Here is a 12,203-nt window from a genome sequence, read left to right on the forward strand (position 1 = left end):
AAAAAGCGCGTGCACTATTGGCTCCAAGTTTTGAATTCATAATTATTCATAATGTGCTTGCGGCAAACTGACGCAAGCCCTACCTTCATTCGTCACCACGGCGCTACACGCCATACCGCTTGCACAAGCGCTTGCTCGAACGGCCATTACCCGTGGCATCAGCCCTGGTTGTATTCGCGCACCAGTTGTTCGAAATCTGCGGCAGGGATGGGCTTGCTCAGCAGGTAGCCCTGCCAACTGTGGCAATGGTTGCGGGCCAGGAAGGCACGCTGCTCCTCAGTCTCCACGCCCTCGGCAATCACATCCAGCCCCAGGCTGTTGGCCAGTGCCACCACCGTGCGGGCAATCGCGGCGTCATTGGGATCCGTCAGCACGTCGCGTACAAAGCTCTGGTCGATCTTGAGCTGGGTCAGCGGCAACCGCTTCAGGTAAGCCAGTGAGGAGTAGCCGGTGCCGAAATCATCCAGCGAGAAGCCCACCCCGTAGCTGCGCAGCGTGGACATCTTGGCAATGGTGTCTTCCACGTCGGCCAGCAGCAAACCTTCCGTCATCTCCAGCTTGAGGCGGCTGCCTTCCGCCCCCGCCCGGGCCAAGGCCGCCAGCACCTGCGGCACAAAACGGCTCTGGTGAAACTGGCGGGGGCTGACGTTCACCGCCAGGGTCAGCCCTGCCAGAGCCGGCTGCTGCGCCCACAGCGCCAGTCGCTCGCAGGCGGCTTGCAGCGCCCATTCACCGATGGGCAGGATCAGGCCCGACTCCTCCGCCAGCGGGATGAACTGGGCGGGTGACACAAAGCCATCGCGCGGATGCCGCCAGCGCAACAGGGCCTCGGCGCCGGTAATGCGGCCGTTGTCTACCTGGGGCTGGTAGTACAGCTCAAACTGCCCTTGCGCCAGGCCTGCGCGCATGTCCAGCTCCAGCGCCGCCCGTTCACTGACGGCGGCCTGCATCTGGGGATCGTAAAAGCGCAGGGTATCCCGGCCGGCAGACTTGGCCTGGTACATGGCCAAATCCGCCCGTTTGAGCAACTCATCCACCGTCTCACGCATACCGCTGAAGATGGTGATGCCCATGCTGAGCGAGCTGTGGTGCGTTTCGCCACCCAGCGTGTAGGGCTCACGCAGTGCCAGCAGAATTTTCTGCGCGGCTTCTTCTGCGCGCGCGGCAGCTTCCTCGCGGGTATCGCCCAGGTCTTCCAGCACCACCACAAACTCGTCCCCGCCTTGCCGGGCCACGGTGTCGTCTTCGTGCACGCAGGCGCGCAGGCGGTGCGATACCTGCAGCAGCAGCGTGTCTCCCCGGTCGTGGCCCTGGGTTTCGTTCAGGGTCTTGAAGTTGTCCAGATCCAGCAGCAGCAAGGCACCACTGCGCTGATGCCGGGCGCTGGTGGCCAGGGCCTGTTGCAGGCGATCCATCAGCAGGCGCCGGTTGGGCAGGCGCGTCAGCGGGTCGTAGAAGGCGAGGTAACGAATCTCCTCTTCAGCGGCTTTGCGCTGGCTCAGGTCCACCATGGTCAGCAGGTGGTCGTTCCCCACCAGCACGCCCGCAATCTCGACCGTGCGCTGCTGTCCATCCCGGCATTGGATGGAATATTCCGCTGCCGGGATGGCACCATCCGACTTGTGCGCCTTCGTCAACGCACTGCTCCAGGCTGTACGGTGGCGTGCGCGCAGCTCGACGTCAGGGTAGGCCTTCAGCCACCATTGTTCTGCCGTGGGGATGTCTTCCTCGGTGTAACCGCAGATCTCCACAAATCGCTCGTTGCGAAAACTCATGCGCCCATCGCGCTGCACCAGGCACAGGCCCACCGGCAAGCGCCGCAGGATGTTCAACAGCCGCTGCTCATTGCCGCGCAGCGTTTCTTCCATCTGCTTGCGCGCGGTGATGTCTTGCACCATGGCGATGTGATAGTCCGGGTTACTGCCCTGCGACCACATGGGTGTTACCGTCAGGTCCACCCACACTTCGCGCCCGTTTTTGTGGAAATACCGCTTCTCGATACGAAACTCTGCGATGTCCCCAGCCTTGAGTCGCTCCATTTGCGCGAACCCCGCAGGCTGGTCGTCAGGGTGGCTGATTTCGCGCAAGCTGCGGCCCTCAAGCTCTTCGGGCGAGTATCCAATGATGTCGCAGTACCGCTGGTTGATGCGCTGGATGATCCCTGTGTGGGAATCGACTTGGGCCACACCCACGGCGGCCTGGTTGAACAAGGCGCGAAAACGCTCCTCGCTTTGGCGGCGGGCATGGTCCGAGGCTTTGGCCTGGCCCAAGGCGATGGTGCGCTGGCGCACCAGCATGGCGGTCAGCAACCCGAGCAGCACAGAAACGATGCCCCCGGCCGCGCCCGCCACCCAGGGAAGCCGCTGCTCTGAGGGCGACAGCAGGGACTGCGTGGGCAGAAAAGTCAGTCGCCACAGGCGGCTGTGCACTTCGAGCTCTCTGGTCAAAGGCCGAGCACCCGCAAGCACCTCAGCGGTGTGCTCCAGCAACGAGCGGCTGGTACCCTCTTGCGCCGGCACACGCACAGAACCGGCATCTTCAATCGCCACCGACAGCCCCTGTAGGTAGCCCTGTGACTGCAAAGCGCGAACCATGTCATACACCCGGAGCGTGACCGCGACCGCCCCGAGAAACGGACGCTGCGTCGCGCTGCCCGGCTGTGGCGGGCCGAACACCGGAATGCGAATGACAAAGCCCGTACGATGGTTGCGCTCTTGAATCAGGTCGAAGGGGGCGGACGCCACCGGACGGCCGCTGTCCCGGCTGAAATGCATGGAGGCCAGGTTGGCGGGCTGGGCGCTGATGTCCAGCCCCAGCATCTCGGCATCGCTGCGCATCGGCCAGATGTAGTGCACGACGAAATATTCGTCCCGCTCGCCTGCGGGGCGGATCGCAAATGAGGCTCTGTGCGCGGGCGCCAGGGACAGATCGTTGCGAACCGACTCTTCGTAGGCGGCTTTGTCCTCGCGCGACACGTGCTTGGTGAAGGCCAGATTGCGCACGCCCGGATAGCGCCGCGCCGCGTCCAGTTCCGTCACCACCCGATCAAAGTCAGCGCGCCCCAGCGATGGATTCAAGGAAAAAAGGCTATGCAAGCCAAAAACGATTTCGGTGTTCGCTGCCACGCGCTGACCCAGCGCGTCTGTGAACGCCTTGGCCTCTTGGGTAAAGCGGGTCTGCTCAATGATTCCCACAGACTCAAGTTGCTGAAGCACTGCCCAATAGCTAACGATGAAGCCCATCACCGCAACGGCGCAGCCCGCCAACCAAGGGCGATAACGGCCGTGCGATAAAAGGGACACCATGGAGAACCCTCCAGGGGGAATATTGATCTGGATGATTGGACAAGTCTGGCTTGGAGGCCCTCGCCCGTCAAAGCGGGCATCTACCGATTCTGCGGGATCCCAAGGCAGCTGTCGCGGCGCACAAAATACAAGAAAATAGGACTCCAGCGCTCATCCATAAAGCGCCAGCAGCTATTAAAAACATAGCAAAAGATATCTTTTGAAAATATTGATGCGGCGTATCTTTTTTCACAACAGGTGTGAGTTGCACTCACGGAAGGTATTCCACCGGCAAAATGGGGCTTCATTTCCTGGGAAACCCGGCAGGCAATGGATGGACTCCACTGTGGCGGCTTGCAGCCGCTGAGCAAGACGGGAAAACGCCAATGCAAAGAATATCGGCCCAGAACGTTGTGGATCTCTTGCTCGACGCAGTCTGTATCGTCGATGCCAACAGCCAGGTGGTCTACGTGAGCCCTGCGTTTGAACGCATTTTTGGGTACACCCCTGAAGAAGCTGTGGGCCTCAAGATGTTCGATCTCGTCCACCCTGCAGACCGCCAGGCCACCGAGCAACAGGCAAACCGTGTCATGGAAGGCAGCTTGCAGCTGCAATTTGAAAATCGCTACATCCGCAAAGATGGTGCGTTGGTTGACATCCTCTGGACGGCACGGTGGCTCCCCGACCGCCAACTGCGCCTGGCAGTCGCCCACGACATCACCCAGCGCAAGCGCACGGAGTCGATGCACGCCACGATGTATGCCATTTCCGCTGCGGCGCACGCAGCTTCCAGCTTGCCTGTGCTTTTGGAGCGCATCCATCACATCCTTGCTGCCCGCATCAACACCCTCGGGTTTTCTGTGGCGCTGACCACCCCACAGGGTGGATTTCACCGGGTGTACGACGCACGCGGTACGGCCCCCTCCCCGCAAGCGCCGGATGCCGAGGCGGCCGAAACGGCTTGCTACCAGCAGGTTCTGGAACAAGGCTCGTCGCTGCTTCAGCCTCTGCCAGCGCCCGAATCCGGCGGCTCGGAGATAAACCCCCGTTACTGGCTGGGAGTCCCCCTGCCGTCAGGCGACCGCCCACTCGGCATGTTGGCGTTGCGGGGACGATCCACACGCGAAAGCCCTGTCGAGGCAGCACAGGCGTTGCTTGAATTCGTCGCCCCCCAGGTCGCGATGGTGATCGAACGCATTCAACTGCATGAGCGCCTGCACCGCATGGCCCAGTACGACCAACTGACCGGCCTGCCCAACCGGGCGCTGTTCTATGACCGGCTCAAGATCGCTGTCGCGCGGGCCCACCGTGAGGAGACGCAGCTTGCCTTGCTCTTCATTGACCTGGACCGCTTCAAGGACGTGAACGACACCCTGGGGCACGCGATGGGCGACCTGCTGCTTCAAGGCGTTGCCAAACGCCTGATGGACTGCGTACGCGGCTGCGACACGGTGGCACGGCTCGGTGGCGATGAATTCGTGGTGCTGCTGGAGGGGATTCGCCTGGGCGAATCCCCACAACCCATGGCGCAGAAAATGCTGTCGGCGTTTTCGCAGCCTTTTGACCTGCATGGCACCACACTGCGCATTCGGCCCAGCATTGGCATTGCGCTGTACCCCGAACACGGAATGCATGAGAGCGCCTTGCTCAGCCGGGCCGATGAGGCGATGTACATTGCCAAGCGTGGCGGGGGCAACCAAGCGTTTTTGCACCCAGGCAACCTGGGCGAACGCCATGGCTCCTCACCGCTGAACTGAAGCGCAAATTGCGTCCTCCTTGGCTTGGCGCCTTATGGATGTCCTGATGCCAGTTGGGGCCATCGCTCATGTGAGGGCGTCCATGGCCTAAATTCCGCCCTGCCAGCCCCCTTCACCATGGCATCGCCAGGAACCAACATGCTCGACTCCCTTCTCCAACTCATTCACGTGCTGGCCTCCATGGTCTGGCTGGGTGGAATGTTCTTTGCCCATTTCTGCCTGCGGCCCGCAGCCCCGCAGCTGGAGCCCCCGGTGCGCATTGGCGTGATGTGCGGTGTGCTGCAGCGCTTCTTTCCGGCGGTGACCGTGGCCATCGCCGCCCTGCTGGCATCAGGTATCTGGATGCTGGGCCGCACAGCGCGGCAGGTGGTTCAATCGGGCGGCCAGTTTTCGCTGCCATTGGACTGGGCCTTGATGGTCGCCATTGGCTTGGTGATGACGGGCATTTTTGGCTACCTCCGGCTGGTGCTTTTCAAACAGCTCGTTCTTGCGAAAGAGGCAGGCAACTGGCCCGAGGCAGGCCGCTGGATGGCGAAGATCAAAACCTGGGTTGCCACCAATCTGGGGCTCGGCATCGCCATCGTGGCATTGGTGACCCTGCTGTAGTGCCGTGCTGGCGGCGTTTGGGCCGCCTTCGTACAAGACGCTGAGGCCCGGCTCACCGCCAGCAGGTGTCAGGCAGAATGGGGCGATCTCCTCACGTGAGGCTCCCCATGCAATTTGGCTACACCATCATCTACGTGCCCGACGTGGCCGCATCCCTCGCCTTTTTCGAGCGTGCCTTTGGATTTTCTCCACGGTTTTTGCATGAGTCGGGCACCTATGGTGAGCTGGACACAGGCGCCACCACCCTGGCCTTCGCTGACCACGCCCTGGGCCACGCCAATTTTCCAGGCGGTCATGTGGCAGCGCACTCGTCAGACAAGCCTCTGGGCATGGAAATCGCGTTCGTCACCCCCGATGTTCCCGCTGCCCACGAACAAGCGTTGCGCCACGGTGCCACAGAGCTGTCAGCTCCGGCGGCCCGGCCCTGGGGTCAAACCATGTCGTATGTCCGGTGCCCTGACGGTACGTTGGTGGAGCTCTGCACACCGATCCTGGCTGGTTAGGGTGCGGGCCCTCGCTGCCCATTGAACCAACCCACACGCTGCCAAAAACCACTGTATCCCTCTGCGCAGAGGGGCGATAACGTGGCATCCTCTTGATCTATGGGAATTCACTTCGAATCAGCCGCCACGGCCACTCGGCCTCAAGAAGCCGACCGCACTGGCCATGCACCGGCGGGCCGCAGACATCCGTCACGCACCAAAGGCCTGCAGGCCATGGTTATCGGCTTCATCGCCATGGCACTGATCGTGACGGGCGCCTTGATAGGGCTGGCCCTCTACACCAAATGGCAAGATGCCTTGGTCGCCCAGGAACGCCAAGGCGCCAACCTGGCCCGTGTGCTGCAAGAGCAAACGCTGCGGGTTCTGGCTCCCATCGACCAAGCCACGCTGCGCATGCGCGATGCCGTGGCCAAGGGCAGCTTCGAGCCATCCGACTTCACGCGGCTGGCCAATGAAACCGGGCTGGTGCCAGACATCTTGACCCAGTTGTCACTGGTCGGAGCAGATGGCCGGTTCGTGGCCAGCAATCTGGACCCTGATGGCCAAAAAACCGGCCCCGTGGATCTCTCGGAGCGCGAGCACATCCAGATCCACCTCGAGCCAGGGCGCAACCCCGACCTGCGCAAACAGCTCACGCGCAATGGCCTGTTTGTCGGCAAACCCGTGCTGGGCAAAGTCTCGGGTAAATGGACACTCCAGCTGTCACGCCCGATCGTTTCCCCAAAGGGCCACTTACACGGGGTCGTGGTGGCCTCCGTCAACCCCGATTACTTCGAAACGGTGTTCAGCGATGTGGACTTGGGCCCCGGCGGAGCTGTAACGCTGTTGGGTGATGACAACACCTTGCGCGCACGTGTCTCTGGAGGTCAAGCCACCGGCATGGGCCAGGTGCTCAAGCTGGCCAGTGACCACCCTCTCCTGGACGTCAACAAACCCGAAGGCACCTACACCCGCGTGAGCGCAGTGGACAACATGGAAAGAATCACCGCGTTTCGGCGCGTGCCCGGATACCCGCTCAACATGCTGGTTTCCAACACCACAGAGGCCGCGCTGGAGGAATGGCGCGGCATGCGCAACGTCACTCTGGTGGTGGCCCTGTTGCTGGGGGTTGCCATCGTGGCCAGTGGCGTGGGCTTCCTGCGCGGCGTTCGCCGACTTGAGGAGTCGCACGCTGCATTGGCGGTGAGCGAAGCACAAGCCCAATCCGCCAGCCAGGCCAAAAGCGAATTCATGACCGCCGTATCGCATGAGCTGCGCACACCACTGACCAGCATTCGCGGTTTCGCGGAACTGATGGAGCTGCGGCTCAAAGAACCCTCTTTTCGCGAAGCTGCCACGCTCATTCGCCAGGCGGCAGACCATCTCAATACGCTTTTGACCGAGATCCTGGACCTTGCCAAAGTCGAGGCGGGCTCTATGCCCATCGTGCTCGCGCCCCACCCTGTTCGCGAACTTGTACAGAACACCGCCGATTTCTTTGCCATCTCAGCGGCACAGAAAGGGCTGGCACTGGCCGTTTCGGTCCCCGACGAGACCCCGGAAATGCTCATTTGCGACGGCCTGCGGCTCAAGCAGATTCTGAACAACTTGCTGTCCAATGCGCTCAAGTTCACCGAGCAAGGCGAAGTTCGGCTGGAAGTGGAGCCCCAGGGCGCGCAACTGCACTTCCACGTGATCGACACCGGCCCCGGAATCCCGGAACATTTGCACGAGCTGATTTTTGAGAAATTCCGCCAGGGCAGCGCACAGGTCAGCAGTGAACATGGCGGCACAGGCCTGGGGCTGGCACTGTCCCGCGCTCTGGCAGAGCTGATGCAGGGAGAACTGTCGGTGTCTTCGGTGCCAGGGGAAGGTGCCCGATTCACGCTGACCTTGCCCTGCACTACACCGTAGCCCCACGGAGAGAAGTAAGACACTCCCCGCTGCGTGATGTGGAAAAACTTCAGAGCTTTGGACTGGCGGGCACACGCTTGAAGGCATCAGATCCTGGGAAAGCAAGCCTAGATTCACGAAGCGACCTGCGTAAAGGCACGCTTACGAAGCAATGAGAGCGGCGACACTCCATCCTCGTCTTTTTGCAGTTTTTCCGGCCCATAAAAAAAGCCAGCGCATGCGCTGGCTCTTCCCCACCTAGGAATACACGCAACATCGCTGTTGCGTTTGGCTCATTAGAAGCGCCAGCCGAGGCCCACGCCCACCAGAACGGGATCCACCTTGAAGGTGCCGATCTTGGCGCCAGCGAGGCTGACGTCGGTCTTGATGAAGACCTTCTTCACGTCCAGGTTCAGGTACAGGTTCTTTTGCAGAGGGATGTCCACGCCGACTTGCAGGGCAGCACCAAAGCTGTTGCGGTCGATATCCACACCGGCAGGCAGCTTTACGCTGGAGAAGCGGGTGTAGTTGATACCAGCGCCCACATAGGGCTTGAAACCGGCAGCGTTGAAGTGGTACTGCACCAGCAGCGAAGGAGGCAGGTGCTTGAGCGTACCGATCTTGCCACCCAGAACGCTAGAGCTCAGGTCGTGCTTTTGGGGCACAGTCAAAACCAGCTCAGCAGCGATGTTGGGGGTGAAGAAGTACGAAACGTCCACTTCAGGAATCACCTTGTCGTTCACCGAAAGACCCAAAGGAGTGGTGTCTTTGTTGGCGCTATCCAGGTTCACGGCACGGGCACGCACGAGCCAAGGGCCTTCGGCTTGCTGCGCAAACGCAGCGCCAGAAGTCAGTGCGCAAAGAACGGCCACGGCCAGCAGGTTTTTCTTCATACAGAACTCAATGCAGTTGAACGGGGACGGCCCCCGTGCATGTATTGGGCCTGTTAGCGAAATGGTCAACCTTGCTGCAGGTCAAATAGTCCGTGTTTACCCGCAAGGTCATCACCCCCGCGCATGAGGCCGCGGGTTCTACGCATCCAGGACGTTTCAGTGGGCGCTGCGGCCTCTGAGGCGCTGAACGAACGTCACGGCAACCAATACCAGCGCACCCGCAGCCAAGCCAAAGATCGCATTGAGGCCGTTTGGCACGACCACGGACCACAAAGAGCCTGCCGGCCATGCGGCTGCAGAAGCAGCCCAAGCCTCCACCGCATGATGAACGACCGGGATGCCGTGCACCAAAATACCGCCCCCCACCAGGAACATCGCCGCGGTGCCAGCCACCGACAGGCCTTTCATCAACCAGGGGGCCGCCCACAAAATGCCCCGACCCAGCGCCTGCGCAAAGCTGCTGCCCTTGGCATGCAACCACAGGCCCAGGTCATCCAGCTTGACGATGCCTGCCACCAAGCCATACACCCCCAGCGTCATGATGAGCGCAATGCCGCTGAGAACAGCCAGTTGCTGCGCAAAAGGCGCCGTTGCGACTGTACCCAGGGTGATCGCGATGATCTCGGCAGAGAGGATGAAGTCCGTGCGCACCGCCCCTTTGATCTTTTCCTTTTCAAAGGCCACCATGTCCACGGCGGGATCGGAATTGGCTTTCAACAGACTCTCTTGCTCGGTCTCTGCTGCCTGAGGGTGCAAAAATTTGTGGGCCAGTTTTTCTGTGCCTTCAAAGCACAAAAACGCGCCGCCTACCATCAGCAAGGGGGTCACAGCCCAAGGGGCAAATGCGCTGATCAGCAGCGCCGCAGGCACCAGGATCACCTTGTTGATCAACGAACCCTTGGCCACTGCCCAGACGACCGGAATCTCTCGCTCGGCGCGCACACCGGTCACCTGCTGGGCATTGAGCGCAAGGTCATCCCCCAGCACACCCGCCGTTTTCTGGGCCGCCACCTTGGTCATGACGGATACGTCGTCCGCCATGGCCGCGCTCTTCTTGGCTGCCACCTTGGTCATGAGGGCCACATCGTCGAGGATGGTGGCAATGTCGTCGAGCAGGGCAAGCAGGCTGCCAGCGGCCATGGGAAATCCTTGGAAATGGTGAAGAGCGCCGACTATAGCAACGCGCCAAGACGTTGCTGTGCCAGACAAGGCCGCAACAACAACGGGGCCGAAGCCCCGTTCAAAGTCACCCCGCCGTAAACAAGCACATCCGTGCGACTTCAAGCTTCACGGCGCGCAGCGCCTGCGACCATCCGCCGTAAGCGCGCGGCCACAGCGCCAGGGCAGCCTCGCAAGGGCCGCCCCGCAGCGGTGGCTGCGTCTCCCTTCCCGAATCGCGCCAGCGATTCAAGAGTAGGGGGAAGGCGCAAAGCGCCTTGGGGGGATGCCTCTGCTACCCCACCCACTTACGGGCATTGCGCCAGATGCGCATCCAGCCGCTGTACTGCGACTGGTCTTCGCTGGTCCAGCTCATCTGCACGTTGCGGAACACACGCTCGGGGTGCGGCATCATGGCCGTGAAGCGGCCGTCGGCCGTGGTCACTGCCGTCAAGCCGCCAGCACTGCCGTTGGGGTTGAAGGGATACTGCTCTGTCGCGCGGCCGTGGTTGTCCACGTAGCGCATGGCGGCAATCGCCTTGTCGGCGTTGCCCCGGTACTTGAAGTTGCCATAGCCCTCGCCATGCGCCACCGCAATCGGCAGGCGGCTGCCCGCCATACCTTGCAGGAACAGACTGGGCGATTCCAGCACTTCCACCAGCGACAGGCGGGCCTCGAAGCGCTCGCTCTGGTTGGTGGTGAAGCGTGGCCAGTCTTGTGCGCCGGGGATGATGTCGGCCAGCTCGGCAAACATCTGGCAGCCGTTGCACACACCCAGGCCGAACGTGTCCGTGCGGCCAAAAAAACCCTGGAACTGCGCTGCCAGCACGGGGTTGAAGGTGATCGAACGCGCCCAGCCGATGCCAGCACCCAGCGTGTCGCCATAGCTGAAGCCACCGCAGGCCACCACGCCCTTGAAGTCTTCGAGCTTGACGCGGCCGGTCTGTAAATCGGTCATGTGCACGTCGAAGGCCTCAAAGCCCGCTTCGGTGAAGGCATAGGCCATCTCGATGTGCGAGTTCACGCCCTGCTCGCGCAGGATGGCGACCTTGGGTTTGGCAAGGTTGAGGTATGGCGCGGCCACGTTGTCGGCGGCATCGAATGTGAGATGCACATGCAAACCTGGGTCGGTGGGCTCGCCAGCGGCTGCGTGCTCGGCATCCGCGTTGGCGGGGTTGTCGCGCTGCTGGCAAATCTTCCAGCTCACCGCGTCCCACACCTGGTGCAGGTCGGCCAACGGAGCGCTGAACACGGCCTTGGCATCGCGCCAGACCTGCAATTCGCCTTTGCCTGCGTCGATTTCGGACGACACCGGGCGGGTTTTGCCCACAAAGTGGCTGAACTTGGACAGGCCGTGCTCGCGCAGCGTCTGCATCACTTCATTGCGCTCGGCGGTGCGCACTTGCAGCAGCACGCCCAACTCTTCGTTGAACAGCGCCTTCAAGGTGAGTTCTTCTCGGCGGGCACTGACCTGGCCCGCCCAGTTTTTGGCATCGCCCGTATCCATGCGGCTGTCGCTCACGCCATCGCCTTCGGTCACTAGTAGATCCACATTCAGCGCCACGCCCACATGGCCCGCAAAGGCCATTTCCGCAGCCGCCGCCAGCAGGCCGCCATCGCTGCGGTCGTGGTAGGCCAGGATCTGGCCCTTGGCGCGCAGTGCGTTCACGGCGTTGACGAGGTTGACCAGGTCTTGCGGATCGTCCACATCGGGCACCACGTCACCGCTTTGGTCCAGCGTCTGGCCCAGGATGCTGCCGCCCATGCGGTTCTGGCCCTTGCCCAGGTCGATCAACACCAGCGTGGTGTCGGCCTCGGTGGCATTGAGCTGGGGCGTGAGCGTGCCGCGCACGTCGGACAGCGAGGCAAACGCGCTCACGATCAGGCTGACGGGGGATGTGACCTTTTTCTTGTCCGCGCCTTCGCTCCACTGGGTGCGCATCGACAGCGAATCCTTGCCCACGGGGATAGAAACGCCTAAAGCGGGGCACAGCTCCATGCCCACAGCCTTTACGGTTTCGTACAGCGCGGCGTCTTCGCCGGGCTCGCCACAGGCTGCCATCCAGTTGGCCGACAGCTTCACGCGCGGCAGCTCGATGGGCGCTGCCAGCAGGTTGGTGATGGCCTCGG

General features: G+C 61.9%; 8 protein-coding genes. 4 read left to right on the forward strand and 4 right to left on the reverse strand.

What is annotated here, in order from left to right; all coding sequences use genetic code 11:
- Nucleotides 1-158 precede the first annotated feature (158 nt).
- Nucleotides 159-3,305 (reverse strand): EAL domain-containing protein, encoded by a 3,147-nt coding sequence (locus tag AADJ04_RS15465; RefSeq protein WP_341240153.1) that lies wholly within the window; start codon nt 3,303-3,305, stop codon nt 159-161.
- 392 nt (nt 3,306-3,697) lie between these two features.
- Between AADJ04_RS15465 and AADJ04_RS15470 the strand changes: the two genes are divergently transcribed.
- The 4 genes from AADJ04_RS15470 to AADJ04_RS15485 all read left to right on the forward strand — a co-directional run bounded on the left by AADJ04_RS15470 (nt 3,698) and on the right by AADJ04_RS15485 (nt 8,043).
- Nucleotides 3,698-5,041 carry a diguanylate cyclase gene (locus AADJ04_RS15470; RefSeq protein ID WP_341240154.1) on the forward strand — a complete coding sequence of 448 codons (1,344 nt, stop codon included), beginning with the start codon at nt 3,698-3,700 and terminating at the stop codon, nt 5,039-5,041.
- A gap of 117 nt (nt 5,042-5,158) precedes the next feature.
- Nucleotides 5,159-5,647 carry a CopD family protein gene (locus tag AADJ04_RS15475; protein ID WP_341240155.1) on the forward strand — a complete coding sequence of 163 codons (489 nt, stop codon included), beginning with the start codon at nt 5,159-5,161 and terminating at the stop codon, nt 5,645-5,647.
- Between the two features lie 107 nt (nt 5,648-5,754).
- Entirely contained in the window at nt 5,755-6,150 is a 396-nt protein-coding gene (locus AADJ04_RS15480; protein WP_288486064.1) for a VOC family protein, read from the forward strand.
- Between the two features lie 99 nt (nt 6,151-6,249).
- A complete protein-coding gene (locus AADJ04_RS15485) occupies nt 6,250-8,043 on the forward strand; it encodes an ATP-binding protein (RefSeq protein WP_341240156.1) in 1,794 nt (597 codons plus the stop codon).
- Nucleotides 8,044-8,318: 275 nt separating this feature from the next.
- On the opposite strand, the gene AADJ04_RS15490 is transcribed toward AADJ04_RS15485, so the two are convergent.
- The 3 genes from AADJ04_RS15490 to purL form a co-directional block, all read right to left on the reverse strand.
- On the reverse strand, nt 8,319-8,915 hold the full coding sequence (locus tag AADJ04_RS15490; protein ID WP_341240157.1) for an OmpW family outer membrane protein: 597 nt from the start codon (nt 8,913-8,915) through the stop codon (nt 8,319-8,321).
- Nucleotides 8,916-9,071: 156 nt separating this feature from the next.
- Nucleotides 9,072-10,055 carry a DUF808 domain-containing protein gene (locus tag AADJ04_RS15495; protein WP_341240158.1) on the reverse strand — a complete coding sequence of 328 codons (984 nt, stop codon included), beginning with the start codon at nt 10,053-10,055 and terminating at the stop codon, nt 9,072-9,074.
- Nucleotides 10,056-10,368: 313 nt separating this feature from the next.
- Nucleotides 10,369-12,203 (reverse strand): phosphoribosylformylglycinamidine synthase (gene purL, locus AADJ04_RS15500; RefSeq protein ID WP_341240159.1); only part of this gene is annotated, 1,835 nt, incomplete at its 5' end.

The sequence above is a fragment of the uncultured Acidovorax sp. genome (genome assembly GCF_964021665.1).
Lineage (GTDB): Bacteria > Pseudomonadota > Gammaproteobacteria > Burkholderiales > Burkholderiaceae_C > Acidovorax > Acidovorax temperans.